This is a genomic window from Exiguobacterium alkaliphilum 12/1 (assembly GCF_000714435.1).
Taxonomy (GTDB): Bacteria; Bacillota; Bacilli; order Exiguobacteriales; family Exiguobacteriaceae; genus Exiguobacterium; species Exiguobacterium alkaliphilum.
Genome location: NZ_JJMW01000013.1, coordinates 45,068 through 60,100, shown reverse-complemented (window position 1 = coordinate 60,100; position 15,033 = coordinate 45,068). Strand labels below are relative to the sequence as shown.

General features: G+C 53.9%; 15 protein-coding genes and 1 pseudogene. 2 read left to right on the top strand and 14 right to left on the bottom strand.

The features are described from left to right. Positions 1-139: 139 nt before the first annotated feature. The 14 genes and pseudogenes from mreB to RT52_RS01090 form a co-directional block, all read right to left on the bottom strand. The gene (gene mreB / locus RT52_RS01155; protein WP_034807334.1) at positions 140-1,126 is read right to left on the bottom strand and encodes a rod shape-determining protein; all 987 of its coding nucleotides are present in this window, start codon (positions 1,124-1,126) and stop codon (positions 140-142) included. A gap of 75 nt (positions 1,127-1,201) precedes the next feature. Continuing rightward, a pseudogene (gene murA / locus RT52_RS01150) lies at positions 1,202-2,504 on the bottom strand (UDP-N-acetylglucosamine 1-carboxyvinyltransferase). A gap of 245 nt (positions 2,505-2,749) precedes the next feature. Further along, a complete protein-coding gene (locus RT52_RS01145; protein ID WP_034807340.1) occupies positions 2,750-2,968 on the bottom strand; it encodes a DUF1146 family protein in 219 nt (72 codons plus the stop codon). Positions 2,969-3,171: 203 nt separating this feature from the next. Next, positions 3,172-4,362: an EAL and HDOD domain-containing protein gene (locus tag RT52_RS01140; protein ID WP_034814526.1), complete on the bottom strand. Its 1,191-nt coding sequence runs from the start codon at positions 4,360-4,362 to the stop codon at positions 3,172-3,174. 155 nt (positions 4,363-4,517) lie between these two features. After that, complete coding sequence (locus RT52_RS01135) at positions 4,518-4,928, bottom strand: F0F1 ATP synthase subunit epsilon (RefSeq protein WP_034807345.1); 411 nt, start codon at positions 4,926-4,928, stop codon at positions 4,518-4,520. 28 nt (positions 4,929-4,956) lie between these two features. Continuing rightward, positions 4,957-6,375 carry a F0F1 ATP synthase subunit beta gene (gene atpD, locus RT52_RS01130; RefSeq protein WP_034814524.1) on the bottom strand — a complete coding sequence of 473 codons (1,419 nt, stop codon included), beginning with the start codon at positions 6,373-6,375 and terminating at the stop codon, positions 4,957-4,959. A gap of 34 nt (positions 6,376-6,409) precedes the next feature. Then, the gene (gene atpG, locus RT52_RS01125) at positions 6,410-7,267 is read right to left on the bottom strand and encodes an ATP synthase F1 subunit gamma (RefSeq protein ID WP_034807350.1); all 858 of its coding nucleotides are present in this window, start codon (positions 7,265-7,267) and stop codon (positions 6,410-6,412) included. Positions 7,268-7,303: 36 nt separating this feature from the next. Further along, on the bottom strand, positions 7,304-8,812 hold the full coding sequence (atpA, locus tag RT52_RS01120) for a F0F1 ATP synthase subunit alpha (protein ID WP_034814522.1): 1,509 nt from the start codon (positions 8,810-8,812) through the stop codon (positions 7,304-7,306). Positions 8,813-8,830: 18 nt separating this feature from the next. Then, positions 8,831-9,364, bottom strand: a complete 534-nt coding sequence (locus tag RT52_RS01115) for a F0F1 ATP synthase subunit delta (protein ID WP_034807354.1) — start codon at positions 9,362-9,364, stop codon at positions 8,831-8,833. Beyond that, the gene (gene atpF, locus RT52_RS01110) at positions 9,364-9,891 is read right to left on the bottom strand and encodes a F0F1 ATP synthase subunit B (RefSeq protein WP_034807356.1); all 528 of its coding nucleotides are present in this window, start codon (positions 9,889-9,891) and stop codon (positions 9,364-9,366) included. Before atpF ends, RT52_RS01115 begins: the two co-directional genes overlap by 1 nt. 71 nt (positions 9,892-9,962) lie before the next feature. Beyond that, complete coding sequence (atpE, locus tag RT52_RS01105; protein ID WP_024370837.1) at positions 9,963-10,175, bottom strand: F0F1 ATP synthase subunit C; 213 nt, start codon at positions 10,173-10,175, stop codon at positions 9,963-9,965. Positions 10,176-10,249: 74 nt separating this feature from the next. Next, complete coding sequence (atpB, locus tag RT52_RS01100; RefSeq protein WP_034814520.1) at positions 10,250-10,987, bottom strand: F0F1 ATP synthase subunit A; 738 nt, start codon at positions 10,985-10,987, stop codon at positions 10,250-10,252. Then, positions 10,987-11,400, bottom strand: a complete 414-nt coding sequence (locus RT52_RS01095) for an ATP synthase subunit I (RefSeq protein WP_051690230.1) — start codon at positions 11,398-11,400, stop codon at positions 10,987-10,989. The genes atpB and RT52_RS01095 overlap by 1 nt, the downstream gene beginning before the upstream one ends. Further along, a complete protein-coding gene (locus RT52_RS01090; protein ID WP_034807360.1) occupies positions 11,397-11,624 on the bottom strand; it encodes a membrane protein in 228 nt (75 codons plus the stop codon). Before RT52_RS01090 ends, RT52_RS01095 begins: the two co-directional genes overlap by 4 nt. Before the next feature lie 636 nt (positions 11,625-12,260). Here RT52_RS01090 and RT52_RS01085 point away from each other — a divergent pair. Both RT52_RS01085 and RT52_RS01080 read left to right on the top strand, forming a co-directional pair. Beyond that, positions 12,261-13,670 (top strand): FAD-binding oxidoreductase, encoded by a 1,410-nt coding sequence (locus RT52_RS01085; RefSeq protein ID WP_034814518.1) that lies wholly within the window; start codon positions 12,261-12,263, stop codon positions 13,668-13,670. After that, a complete protein-coding gene (locus RT52_RS01080) occupies positions 13,667-14,992 on the top strand; it encodes a (Fe-S)-binding protein (RefSeq protein WP_051690229.1) in 1,326 nt (441 codons plus the stop codon). The genes RT52_RS01085 and RT52_RS01080 overlap by 4 nt, the downstream gene beginning before the upstream one ends. Positions 14,993-15,033 lie beyond the last annotated feature (41 nt).

The following is a 15,033-nucleotide window of genomic DNA, read 5'->3' as shown; positions in this document are numbered from 1 at the left end:
GATTTTAGATCCCTCATTCATTCACAAATCGGTGCCATGACGATTCCCCTCTCTCCTTTTGATAAATCTAGTGTATCAGACATTTTCCCAGGAAATGAAAAACCTGATTCGCGCGCAGAGGCGTGAATCAGGTTACGGTTTACTTCAAACGATCCAAATGTTCGAGCATGATGCCCGTGCCGTGTGCGACGCTGAGCGTCGGCTCTTCGGCGATCATGACCGGCAATCCGACACGCTCGGCGACGAGCTGATCGATGCCGTGCAGGAGCGAGCCGCCCCCTGTCATGATGATGCCGCGATCGATGATGTCGGCCGCGAGTTCCGGCGGCGTCTGTTCGAGGACGCGCTTCGTCGCCTCGACGATTTCGTTTGCCGATTCGGCCATCGCCTCACGGAGTTCTTCTGACGTGATCGTCACCGTACGCGGCAATCCACGTACCATGTCGCGTCCACGGATGTCCATCGTCTCGTTGCGTCCACCTGGGAAGACGGTCGCGATCTCTTTCTTGATCTGCTCGGCCGTCCGTTCCCCGATGATGAGTTTGTGCTTGTCTTTGATGGCACGGAGGATATCCGTATCAAAACGATCACCGGCGATTTTGATTGTCTCACCGCAAACGATGTCACCCATCGACAGAATCGCGACGTCCGTCGTCCCGCCACCGATGTCGACGATCATGTGGCCGACCGGCTTCCAAATGTCCATGCCCGAACCGACGGCTGCCGCTTTCGGTTCTACGGCGAGGAACACTTCTTTGGCGCCCGCTTTTTCAGCGGCTTCCCGAATCGCTTTCGCTTCGACCGGCGTCACGTTCGCCGGCGTACAGATGAGCATGCGAATCCCACCGAAGAAACCGCGTACTTGAATCTTTTCGACGAAGTGACGGAGCATTTCTTCCGTTGTCGCGAAATCGGCGATGACGCCGTCACGGAGTGGACGGATGGCGACGATGTCACCTGGTGTACGACCGACCATCTCGTACGCTTCTGTGCCGACGGCGAGAACTTTCCCCGTCGAGCGTTTGATGGCGACGACTGATGGCTCGTCAAGGACGATGCCGCGGCCTTTGACGTGGATGACGACGTTTGCTGTTCCTAAATCAATCCCGATATCTTTTGAAAACATGATGTATAGGTTCCTCCGTTCATTACTTCATTGAAAAGAGCGAGAAGAATCTCCTCGCTCCTATGAGTCTATTAATTAGTTGTTGACCATTTCTTCAGCGACTTCGACTGTCCCTTCGATGCGCTCGATGTCGGCACCGAGTGCTTGAAGTTTCTTGTGGAAGTCGACGTAGCCACGGTCGATATGATATAAGTCGCCGACACGAGTCTCCTCGTCGGCAATGAGGCCTGCAAGCACGAGTGCTGCACCGGCGCGAAGGTCTGTTGAGACGACTTCGGCACCTTGGAGGCGAACGCCACCTTTGATGATTGCGGAACGTCCTTCGATTTTGTATGTCTGCGTTCATGCGGCGGAACTCTTCCACGTGCATGAAGCGGTTTTCAAACACCGTTTCCGTAATGACTGATGTGCCGCCAGCTTTTAAAACGAGCGCCATCATTTGTGCTTGGATGTCAGTCGGGAAACCAGGGTGTGGCATCGTCTTCACATCGACCGGCTTCAACTCGTCCGGCGCGATGACGCGCATGCCTTCCGCTGTGTCTTCGAACTGAACACCCATCTCTTCCATCTTCGAGATGAGCGGGCGAAGGTGCTCACGCTCTGCCCCGATGACTTCGATGTCGCCGCCTGTGATGGCGCCTGCGACGAGGAACGTGCCCGCTTCGATGCGGTCCGGGATGATCGAGTGCTCGGCACCGTGGAGCTTCTCCACGCCTTCGATGCGAATCGTCTCTGTACCGGCACCGCGGACGTGTGCGCCCATACCGTTCAAGAAGTTCGCGAGGTCGACGATTTCCGGCTCTTTCGCGACGTTCTCGATGACCGTCGTGCCTTCAGCGAGGACCGCCGCCATCATGATGTTCTCTGTCGCGCCGACAGATGGGAAGTCGAGGTAAATCTTCGCGCCTTTCAAGCGACCGTCGACTGACGCTTCGACGAAACCGTTGCCGATGACCGTCTTCGCACCCATCGCTTCGAACCCTTTCAAGTGGAGGTCGATCGGACGTGACCCGATCGAGCAACCGCCCGGCATCGCGACGCGCGCGTGACCGAGACGAGCGAGAAGAGGACCCATGACGAGGATCGAGGCACGCATCTTGCGAACGTACTCGAGTGGTGCCTCGTCTTTGATTGTGCCCGAGGCGTCGACTGTGACTTCGTTGTTCGCTTCATCGAATGCGACCTCTGCACCGAGGTGGCGTAGTACTTTGTTAATCGTGTATACGTCGGCGAGACGTGGTACGTTTTGAAGTACCGATTTTCCTTCGCTCGCCAATAGAGTGGCAACCAATGTTTTGAGTACGGCGTTTTTTGCTCCTTCTACACGCACAGTACCTGACAATTTACGTCCTCCACGGACTACAATCAAATCCTTCATATCTCTCTTTGTCCTCCAACTTCGTTAATTTTGTGTTCTATACGTCGATATCCGCAACTTCCGGATGTGGTTATGTCGATTGCTATGATGGTTTGTGAAACGTGACGTCCTTCATCAGGTTTGAATCAAGAATAATAGCAATAAAATAATCTGATGAAAAACGGCATGTCAGACGAGTTTATCCTACACGATAAACATATAGGAATCGTTACAGCAGGATTACAGTTTGTTAATGGTTTTAAACATCACTGTAATGGTGCGAGTGCCTGGGCCAATCGGATATACTCCAAAAAGAACTGGGCGATGAGTGAACCGAAGACGACGGCCACGAGAACGCGCAAGACGGCTGCCTGCGGGCTCCTCACTTGATTGAGCACTTTGTCCCATTTGACTGGCATGAGTGCCCACCACGCGACGTAAATCGCTACGATATAAATGACGAGCGATAATACGGTGTTTAGCATCGACGATTCCCCTCTTTTCAAAAATTCGTACCATTTTTAATCATAGCATGTCGCGACAGAGAAAAAAAGACTTAGCCTCAACGGGACGATTCGGTTCGTTTCATTGAATCAGCTCGCTTTCTCATTTAAACCGCATACAAAAAGGGACGTCATCGGCGTGTAGCCTTACTACAGTAATTGACGTCCCTTCGATATTTCAAACATTATTCACTTTTTTCGTCGAACGTTTGGGCCCAGCGAATCGCCTGGATATAGTAAGGCGACCAGTCCGGCGCCGACTCATCGACCGGCACCGTCAAATGTTCATACGCCGTCACCGCCTCGAGCAACCCACGGAGCGCGTTCCGTTTCCCGAGGAGCGCCTCTTTGACGACCGGTTCGACCGGGAGTTCCGATACGAGAGACGTCATCGTCTCGTCCAAGATGACGTCGAGCGATGAGAAGATGCCCGTGATGAACGCATCGAACGGTTTCACCTCAGGCGTCGAATCGGCCGCGATCAACTCCATCATCTTCCCGCGGATGACGCTTTGTTTAATCAATTCTTTCGACTCAGACGTCTGCATCTCCCGTAAGAGCATCAAGTACGACCAGCGCCGCAACTCATCGAGACCGATGCGGGCGACGGCCTGTTCAATCGACTGAATCGTGTGCCGTCCTTTCTGGTATACCGTGTTGACCGAACGCAGCATCTTGTATGACAAATCGACGCTTCGCTCAATCAAACCGGCAATCCGACGGAAATTCGGCTCGGGACAGTCAAGTTCCTTCAACACTTCGACGAGCGTGTGCCGGAGCGGGTGCACCTCGGCGCCATGGACGACGGTCGGCTTGCTGAAGAAGTAGCCTTGAAACATCTTATAGCCGAGCTGCTTCGCCGTCTCGTACTCGAGCGGCGTCTCGATTTTCTCGGCTAAAAATTCGACGCGATGGCCGAGGGCGTCGATGAGCCGCTTCTGTTGCTCGACGGGCGTCGCCTGATAATCGATTTTGATGATGTCAGCGAGACCGATCAAGGGCCGGTACTTCTCCTCGAACACGAAGTCGTCGAGCGCGATCGTGTAGCCCTTTCGGCGGAGGGAGCGCAGTGCGGCGAGCACTTTCTCGGTCGGTTCGACGTGTTCGAGCACTTCGACGACGAGCGACTGGCGCGGCAATAAGGCCGGCACTTCGCCTTCAATCAAGTTTTGCGGGAAGTTGATGAACGCCCGCGTCCCCTCGGTCAACTCCCGAAAGTTGAAGACGAGGTAGGCGTTATGAATCACGTCGGCGGTCGCTAACGCGTCGTCGACGTGTTCGAATATATTCTTCTCGCTGCGGCGGTACAACAGTTCATAACCGCAGACGCGTAATTTCTGATCAAAGATCGGTTGTCGCGCAACGTAAACTTTCATCCCTTTGCTCTCCTTTTGTTTAGTCCCGTCTTTATTATCGGCATGAGCCGTCCGCTTGTTTACTGCTTTTCCCAAATCCCGTCGAGACTTTAGACCTATTATAATGAAGGAACACGACAAAAAAACCTCCCCACCGAAGTGAGAAGGTTAAGCAATCAGTCTTTCATATCGCGAATGCTCAAGCGGTTGATCGCCTTTTTGAGCGCGAGCTCCGCACGGCGGAATTCGATTTCCGAGATTTTCGTGTCTTGAAGACGACGCTCGGCCCGAACTTTTGCCGCAGAAGCACGGTCATAGTCGATTTTGTCCGCCATTTCGGCTGTTTCAGCTAAGATCGTCACCGTATCGGGACGAACTTCCATGAAACCGCCGCTGAGTGCGATCAGCGTGCGTCCACCATCTTCGTGGCGCAGTTTGAGGATCGAGATGTCGAGCGGAGTCACCATCGGGATGTGTTTCGGTAAGATACCGATTTCACCGGTCACCGATTTGGCGATCACCATCCGCGCCTCGCCCTCGTAAGCTGCGCCATCCGGGGTGACGACGTTGACGTGAAGAGTATTCATCGTCTAGTTTCCCCCTTCCGCGTAGGTCTTAGACCAACGTCTTCGCTTTTTCGATGACGTCTTCGATTGGACCGACGAGACGGAATGCATCTTCCGGGAGATCATCGTGTTTTCCATCGAGGATCTCTTTGAAGCCGCGCACAGTCTCTTTGACCGGTACGTACGAACCTTTTTGGCCTGTGAACTGCTCAGCCACGTGGAAGTTTTGTGACAAGAAGAACTGAATCCGACGGGCACGGTGAACCGTGAGCTTATCGTCTTCTGACAACTCGTCCATCCCGAGGATGGCGATGATGTCTTGGAGTTCTTTGTAACGTTGGAGCGTCTGCTGCACGTCACGCGCGATTTCGTAGTGCTCTTGCCCGACGATGTCAGGTGAAAGGGCACGTGAAGTCGAAGCGAGCGGGTCAACGGCCGGGTAAATCCCCATCTCCGAGAGACGGCGCTCAAGGTTTGTCGTCGCATCAAGGTGAGCGAACGTTGTCGCTGGAGCCGGGTCTGTATAGTCATCGGCTGGTACGTAGACCGCTTGAATCGACGTGACCGATCCTTTCGCTGTCGACGTGATTCGCTCTTGAAGCATACCCATTTCCGTCGCGAGTGTCGGCTGGTAACCTACGGCAGATGGCATCCGGCCGAGAAGGGCCGATACTTCCGAACCTGCCTGTGTGAAGCGGAAGATGTTATCGACGAAGAGAAGAACGTCTTGTCCTTGCTCGTCACGGAAGTATTCTGCCATCGTAAGACCCGTCAAGGCAACACGGAGACGTGCGCCAGGTGGTTCGTTCATCTGACCGAATACCATCGCTGTTTGTTTGATAACGCCTGAGTCCGTCATCTCGTGGAACAAGTCATTTCCTTCACGCGTACGCTCACCGACTCCTGCGAATACAGAAATCCCGCTGTGCTCTTGCGCGATGTTGTTGATGAGTTCCTGGATGAGGACGGTTTTCCCTACACCGGCACCACCGAAGAGACCGATCTTACCACCTTTGATGTAAGGGGCGAGCAAATCGACGACTTTGATACCTGTCTCGAGAATTTCAACCTTCGTCGACAACTCGTCGAACGTCGGTGCTTGACGGTGAATCGGTGAACGACGCACTGTCGGGGATACTTCTTTATCGTCAATCGGGTTACCGAGAACGTTGAAGACACGACCGAGCGTCTCTTCCCCTACCGGTACCGAAATCGGTGAACCTAAGTCAAGTACTTCCATGCCGCGGCGAACGCCGTCCGTCGAGTCCATCGCAATCGTACGGACCGTGTCATCACCGAGGTGAATCGCCACCTCGAGCGTCAAGTCGACACTTACATCTTCCGCCGATGTCGCCACGTGCGTGACTTTAAGGGCGTTGTAGATGTTTGGTAAGTGGTTGTCGAACTTAACGTCGATAACTGGGCCCATGACTGCGACTACGCGGCCTTTCATGCCGTATTCGTTCATCGTGTTAGCCTCCTACAATCTAGAGGGCGAGCGCTTATTCAAGCGCTGCCGCACCTCCGACAATCTCTGTGATTTCTTGTGTGATCGCCGCTTGACGCGCGCGGTTGAACTTGAGCTTGAGTCCACGGATGAGTTCATCCGCGTTGTCCGTCGCGTTCGACATCGCCGTCATCCGCGCCGCGTGCTCCGATACTTTCGCATCGAGGAGCGCGCCGTAGATGAGTCCTTCCGCATAACGCGGGAGGAGCGCTGCTAAGATCGTTTCTTCTTCTGGTTCATATTCATACATCACATTCGATGCGGTCTGTTCGATATTCCCAAGCGGGAGCAGTCGATCGATTTTCACTTCTTGGCTGATAACAGAGATGAATGAGTTGTAGCAAAGCTTCAATTCATCAATCTCGCCGTCACTGAACGCGCCGACCGTCTGCTTGACGATCTCTGCGACTTCAATGAATGATGGCTGGTCGTTTAGTCCTGTCATCGCACTGTACACCGGAATGTTCCGTGCCTTGAAGAACTGAACGCCGACCTTCCCAATCACATACAGACGATACTCGTCCGTTGAATCGTGTTTTGCCTTCAATTCGCGATACACGTCACGAAGGACGCTGGCGTTGTATCCACCAGCTAGTCCGCGGTCAGACGTGATGACGATATAGCCGGTCCGTTTGACGGGACGGACTTGAAGCATCGGGTGTGTTGCACCTGAAGTACCGCCGGCAATCGACGAGATGACTTCCTGCAACTTGGTCATGTACGGCTTGAAGTTGGCGTTGCTCCCTTGAGCACGGTTCAATTTCGAGGCCGACACCATGTTCATCGCTTTCGTGATTTGCTTTGTGCTTTGGGTCGAGGTGATCCGCATCTGGATCTCACGTAATGATGCCATTTCGATTCACCACCTTAATAGACGCTCGTCACCGGATTAAACCGATGGCGAGAACGTCTTTTTGAATTCCGCAATTGCATCGACCATCGCCTCGTCAGCAGGAAGGTTTCCTGTTTGACGGATTTCGCGGCAGAGGTCTGCACGGTTTTGGTCGAGCCATGCGTTCATTTCTTTTTCGAAACGACGGATGTCTTCGACTGGGATGTCATCGAGATGACCTTTCGTGAGCGCGTAGATGATGATGACTTGTTTGTCGACCGAGAGCGGTGCGTTCAAGTCTTGCTTCAACACTTCAACGGTACGTTGACCACGGTTGAGCTTCGCTTGTGTCGCTTTATCAAGGTCAGAACCGAACTGGGCGAACGCCTCGAGCTCACGGTATGACGCGAGGTCAAGACGGAGCGTACCCGCAACCTTCTTCATCGCTTTCACTTGAGCCGAACCACCAACACGCGATACCGAGAGACCGGCGTTAATCGCAGGACGTACCCCAGAGAAGAAGAGGTCCGACTGAAGGAAGATTTGACCGTCTGTGATCGAGATAACGTTCGTCGGGATGTACGCCGAGATATCCGACGCTTGCGTCTCGATGAACGGAAGGGCTGTAAGCGAACCGCCACCGAGTTCGTCGTTCAACTTCGCCGCACGCTCAAGAAGGCGTGAGTGGAGGTAGAAGACGTCACCTGGGTAGGCTTCGCGGCCTGGAGGACGACGGAGAAGAAGCGAGAGCTCACGGTAAGCTGCCGCTTGTTTCGAGAGGTCATCATACACGACGAGGACGTGTTGTCCGCGGTCCATGAAGTACTCACCCATCGATACCCCAGCAAACGGCGCGAGGTAAAGAAGCGGGGCCGGCTGTGAAGCCGATGCCGAAACGACGATCGTGTAATCGAGGGCGCCGTTTTGACGGAGCGTCTCAACTACGCCACGGACAGTCGATTCTTTCTGACCGATCGCGACGTAAATACAAATCATGTTCTCTTCTTTTTGGTTGATGATCGCATCGATCGCGACCGAAGTCTTACCAGTCTGACGGTCACCGATGATGAGCTCACGCTGTCCGCGACCGATTGGTACGAGGGCGTCAATCGCCTTAATCCCAGTTTGGAGCGGTTCGTGAACCGACTTACGGGCCATAACGCCGTAAGCTTTGCGCTCGATCGGGTTGTAATTGTCCGTCACGATCGGTCCGAGACCGTCGATCGGTTGTCCGAGCGGGTTGACGACGCGTCCGAGGAGCGCCTCACCGACCGGTACTTCCATGATGCGGCCCGTACGTTTAACCGAGTCGCCTTCTTTGATGCCTTTATAGTCGCCAAGGATGATAATCCCGACGTTACCTTCTTCTAAGTTTTGCGCCAAGCCCATTACGCCGTTTGAGAACTCAACGAGTTCCCCGGCCATAACGTTATCGAGTCCGTGTGCACGTGCGATCCCGTCACCTACTTGAATGACTGTACCTGTCTCACTGACTTCGATTTCAGAGCCGTACGAAGCGATTCGCTCTTTTAGCAGGGCGCTAATTTCTTCAGCTTTGATCGTCATTGAATTCACCCCTATTTCTTACGCATTCAACAGTTCACGCTCGAGGCGTGTCAGTTTGGTTTCGATTGTGTCATCGTACGTCGTGTAACCGATTTGGACGCGGAGTCCACCGATGACCTCTTCGTCGACGACATTCTGTAATTGAAGCGTCTTGCCCACCTTCTGACCGAAGACGAGTTCGACTTCTTTTAAGTCCGTTGCCGACAATGGATAGGCGCTCGTGACGAACCCCTCTGCAATACCGCGGAACTCGTTCGCATATTCGCGGACGTAACGCGGCAACGCGCGAACTTCGCTCGCACGGTCGTTCTCGACCATGACGAGAAGTGTGTTCACGACGATTGTCGTCATATCACCAAAGCTATCTTTCAAAAGCTGTGCAAGCTCGCTGTCGCTGATTGCCGGATTCGTTAAGAGATCCATCAATTCAGGTGTCGCGTGGAGCACTTCATCGAGCAGACGCACTTCCGCTTCGACTTGGTCGAGCGTGCCTTGTTCCCGCGCTAAGTCGAAGAGCGCTTTAGCATAGCGTTTTGCTAGAGATGCGTTCATTAGTTAGCACCTTTCGCTTTTGACAGGAAGTCTGTGACGAGGGCACGTTGTTTCGCTTCGTCCCCTTTAAGGTCCGTACGAAGGACGTGGCGTGCTGCCGAAAGCGCCTGTGTGACGACTTCCGTCTGAAGCGATTGTTTCGCAAGCTCACGCTCGCGCTCGATCGCTTTCTCAGCCTCGACTTTAATTTGTTCGGCTTCCAAACGCGCCTGCTCCACCAAGCGTGCTTGTTCTGCTTCAGCCTGACGACGACTTGAATCGAGCATTTCTTTCGATTCCGTACGTGCCGCGCTGAGCGCTTCACGTTGTTCGACGACATAAGTTTCCGCATCTTTGCGGCTCTTTTCAGCGAGCTCAATTTCGTTCGCTACATACTCTTCACGCTGTCTCATCATTCCAAGGAGTGGTCCCCAAGCAAATTTCTTCAACAGGGCCAAGAGTACGAGGAATGTGAAAAGTGTAAAGATCATATCCAGGATGCGGAGGCCTTCACCGCCAGCACCAGCTGCAATCATCATCGTATCCATGCATACCCTCCTCTTGACTAAATAAGTGAGGGAGACGTGCTCCCTCTTCCAATTTTCTCGTTAACTCGGAATCAAGAGTTGAGGAGAAGGAAACCGACAGCCACACCGATGATCGGGAGGGCCTCAACCAAACCGATACCGATGAACATTGTTTGACGAAGTTCGTTTTTGAGTTCTGGCTGACGTGCTTGTCCTTGTACTGTACCGTATACGATGAGACCGTTACCGATACCTGCTGCGAGTGCTCCAAGACCGATAACGAGTGCTGTTGCAAGAAGATTCATTTGTTCCATTGTGTATATTCCTCCTAAAAGTTAAGTAAATAGTTTTTTGTGTTCAACGCTTTGACGAAGGCGAATCAATGCTCGGCTGAAGCCTTGTGCCCGATGTACACCATTGCAAGCGTCAGGAAAATGTAGGATTGGATAACCCCGATAAAGATTGAGAAACCTTGCCATAAAATCATTGGGAAGATTGCGAACACAGCACCGAGCGGATTTAGTGCCCCTTGCGCCGTAATTGCGAGTCCCAAGATGATGGTAATCATGATTTCACCGGCAAAGATGTTACCGTAAAGACGCAGACCGAGCGTCAAGGTGTTCGCGAACTCCTCGATAAGCTTGATCGGCAATAAGAACCAGACCGGTTTGACGAACTCTGCCGAATAGTGCTTCAACCCGTGCAGCTTCACGCCGTAGTAGTGCGACATTGCAACGACGAGTGTCGACAACGCCAATGTGACATACGGGTCGGCTGTCGGCGAGTTAAACCATAAGTAGTGGCCGGAGATGACGTTAAACGGTAGACCCATCAAGTTTGAGAATAGAATGAACAAAATCAATGTCATCCCGAACGAGATAAAGCGTCCCCCTGTCTTCCAGTCCATCGCACTCGAGATGACCCCGCGTACGAATTCTGCAAAGAACTCCATGAAGTTCTGTTTGCCAGTCGGCTTCATTGCCAAGCGTCGTGTTCCCCAGACGGCGAACGTGAAGACGAGCAGTGAAGCGATCAGCACCGTAATGACGTTCGTCCAGCTCCCATAAAGCGTGTAATCTCCAAGTTGTAGAGAATAGGTGGGAAACTCATGACCCATTAGTATTCACCTCTTTTCCTGCTGAGCTGGGCAAGTGTGAACTCGCCAAATTGTATGATGTGGCCGGCGATTAGACCAGTTACCACCGCAATCAGCGATACTCGATCCTCGTAGAAGAGGCCGACTATCACGGCTAACGCACCGACTGCCATTCTTGAAACAGTCCCGTGCGATTTCGGGCGTCGTCCATGTTCGATGACGTCAAACATCCGTATGACGCTTCGATTCTGCATATGTAGAATGATGAGACTGGCGACCCCGCCTAGAAACAACCCGAGAAAGACCGGTTTGTACACAGGGATGATGAATGCACCGAGGAGGAGAATGGCGAACCATCCGATAAACCACTTCGTGTAACGCTTCATCAGCTCTTTCTGTGCTTTTCTGTCTGCTTGCACTTGTTGTAGATTCATTCGTCCTCTCCTGTCAATAAACTTCGAAGGGTGAGAACAAGCGCCGTGATCCCGAACGCCATGCCGAGAAGCACCGACACATTCCAACCAAACGTACCCCAGAATTCACGTCTCGCTCCGTATTGGCCGACGAGATAACCGATGACGATCGGTCCTGCAAGCGCGGTCGAGATTTGCGAGGCGAGCGAGGCGTAGGATAGGTAACGATTGTCTTTTTTCGCCATCCTATTCTCCCCTTTCTCTCTAGGAAGCTCGTCCTTCATCTTGTCGATTCACACTCGCGTGACCATCAAAAGTCACACAAGTTCAGAGTAATGGAAATGGCATAAGAAGTCAATGAATTTCACAATTATAAAAGCGCTTTAAATCAAGTCGTATCAAGGCTTTTACGCACTTCACAAACTAAATTAAAATCGATAAATTTTAAAAAAGTATGAAGAAATGGTGAAATAAAAATGTTGAATTGATAACATTTCACAAAACGAACAAGATGAAGAATAGTTCAGTTATACCTCCACGTTTTGGAAAACACAACGGCAAACGACCCACGTTCACAAAAGGTTTTGAAACGGAAGTTGACCCGATTTTGAAATCGTTTACAACGTCCTGTTTTAGTATACCGATACCCTTTTTCCGCTGTCGAGGGGTTCGCCCGAATTTGTCGTGAGGAATGTCACAGTCGAATTTCCGACGACAAAAAGGCTGGAAATCCCCTCCCATCAACGTAGAATAGGTGGACAATCCCAATTCAAATCGCTACGATTACCGTGTAAGCGCTCTCTAAAATTGTGTCGATTTTGTGACTTTCGGAACCGGCGCCCGCATCCTCGCTCTTAGAGGCATGTCAGGAGGTATACATAATGGAATGGATTAACCACTTACAGACCGAGCTCGGCGACGAGATTGTCTTCACGGACGCGACGACCCGGCTCGCCTATTCGTTCGATGCGACCCCGAACTATCAAGCCATGCCCGACGCCGTCGTCGCCCCGCGTTCGACGGAAGACGTCCAAACCGTCCTGCGACTGTGCCATACGCATCGCGTCCCGGTCATCCCCCGGGGTTCGGCGACGAACTTGGCCGGCGGGACGACACCGCTCGCCGGCGGACTCGTCATGGATTTCCGTCATATGGACCAAATCCTCGAGATTGACGAGAAAAACTTGACCGTCACGGTCGAACCGGGTTGTATCACCGGTCATCTCATCGAAGCGGTCGAGGCGAGGGGACTGTTCTATCCGCCCGATCCGAGCTCGATGAAGATCTCGACGATTGGCGGCAACATTAGCGAGAACTCCGGGGGCTTGCGCGGTCTAAAGTACGGAGTGACCGCCGACTACGTACTCGCCCTCGAAGCGGTGCTCCCGAACGGCGAGCTTCTCAAAACGGGTGGGAAACTCGCGAAAGACGTCGCCGGCTACGACTTGACGCGCCTCCTCGTCGGATCTGAAGGGACGCTCGCCGTCATCACAAAGGCGACACTCAAACTCATCCCGCTCCCTGAGACGAAGCGGACGATGCTCGCCCATTTCAGCGACTTGGACGGGGCGGCGCGGACGGTGAGCCGCATCATCGAGAGCCGCATCATCCCGGCGACGCTCGAGTTCATGGACAAGAAGACGATCGAGGTCGTCGAGGCGTACGCGAACATCGGATTACCGACCGATGTCGGTGCCTTGCTTCTATTGGAACAGGACGGCCCGAAGGAGATCGTGCGCCGCGATATCGAGGCGATGCACGCCATCTGTCTCGCCGAAGGGGCCTCACTCGTCGAAGTCGCCCGAGACGAGCTCCACGCGGAGACGCTCCGTTATGCGAGACGGACGGCGTTGTCCGCACTCGCCCGCCTTCGCCCGACGACGATTTTAGAGGATGCGACCGTGCCCCGGAGCGAGATCGCGGAGATGGTCCGGCGCATCGAAGCGATCGGCCGAAAGTATGAAATCGAGATTGCCACGTTTGGTCACGCCGGTGACGGCAACCTGCACCCGACCGTCGCGACCGACGCCCGGGATCTTGAAGAGATGGAGCGTGTCGAAGCCGCGTTCGCGGACATCTTCGCTGCCGCGCTCGACCTCGGCGGGACAATCACAGGCGAGCATGGCGTCGGGGCGATGAAGGCGCCATATCTCGAATGGAAACTAGGCGCGGCCGGCATCGGTGTCATGAAAGGGATAAAGCTCGCCTTTGACCCGCACGGCATCATGAACCCGCAAAAGATGTTCGCGAAGGCAGCGAAAAAACGGCTCGTGCAAGGAGGCGGCGTATGAGACAGTCTGAACAACTCACGACGCGCATGACCGACAAGCTCGATTACGAGGAACTGCTCGGCTGCATGCGCTGCGGCTTCTGTCTCCCGACGTGCCCGACGTATATCCGCTCGAAAGACGAGACGGCCTCCCCGCGCGGCCGCATCGCCATCATGAAAGGCGTCGTCGATGGCTTGATCGAACCCGACGCTGGCGTCGAGAAGACGCTCAACGAATGTCTCGGCTGTCTCGCCTGCGAACCGGCTTGTCCGGCCGGGGTCCGTTATAGCGTCTTGTTAGAAGATGCGCGGGCCGCCATCACCGAGCACAAACGGGCGACGGGCCAAATGGACATCCGGGAGCGCGTCATCCGCAAGGTCGTGTTCGACGGCTTGTTCATGAACAAGGCGAACATGGAGACGGCGACAGGCTTCCTTCGTTTTTATCAACAGTCCGGTGTGCAGACGCTCACGCGGAAACTGCACATCCTCGACTGGTTCCCGGACCAGCTCCAAAAGATGGAGGCGATTTTGCCACCGGTCCCACCGAAGACGGAACGACGTCGTCGTCCGGAACGACTGAAGGCGACGGGTCAACCGACGGCCCGGGTCGCCTTCTTCAGCGGATGTCTGATGGACACGATGTTCTACGAGACGAATGCGAACACGATGAAGTTGCTCCAGGCAGCGGGCTGTGACATCGTCATCCCGGACACCCAACAATGTTGCGGTGCCCTGCACGGACACGCCGGCGAACAAGCCGGGGCCGTCCGACTCGCGAAACAAAACATCGAGGCGTTCGAAGCACTCGACGTCGATTACGTCATCACGAACGCGGGCGGGTGTGGGGCGTTCCTGCTCGGTTACGACCATCTGTTGAAACAAGATCCCGCCTGGCTCGCGCGCGCCGAGCGTTTCAAGGCGAAAGTGAAAGACTTCGCCTCGATTTTGATTGAGGTCGGCTTCCTCGACCGGGTCACACTCACGTTGCCGAAGCAAGTCATCACGTATCAAGACTCGTGCCATCTCCGAAACGTGCAACAAGGCGCGCTCGCCCCGCGACTTTTACTCCAAGCGATTCAAGGGACGACGTACGTCGAACAGCGCCACGCCGATCACTGTTGCGGCTCGGCTGGCGTGTACAACTTACTCCAACCTATCATCGCGAACGACATCCTCGAGATGAAGATGGGCCACGTCCGGGACACGGCCGCCCAGACGATTGTGACCTCGAACCCGGGCTGTCATCTGCAGATGCAACTCGGCATCCAAGAACACGGGACCGACTCGATGCGGGCCGTCCATTTAGCCGATTTATTGGCGGAGGCGTTACCGAATACGTAAAGGAGAAGAGCCCACGCTCTCCTCTTTTTTTGTCGTCCCAT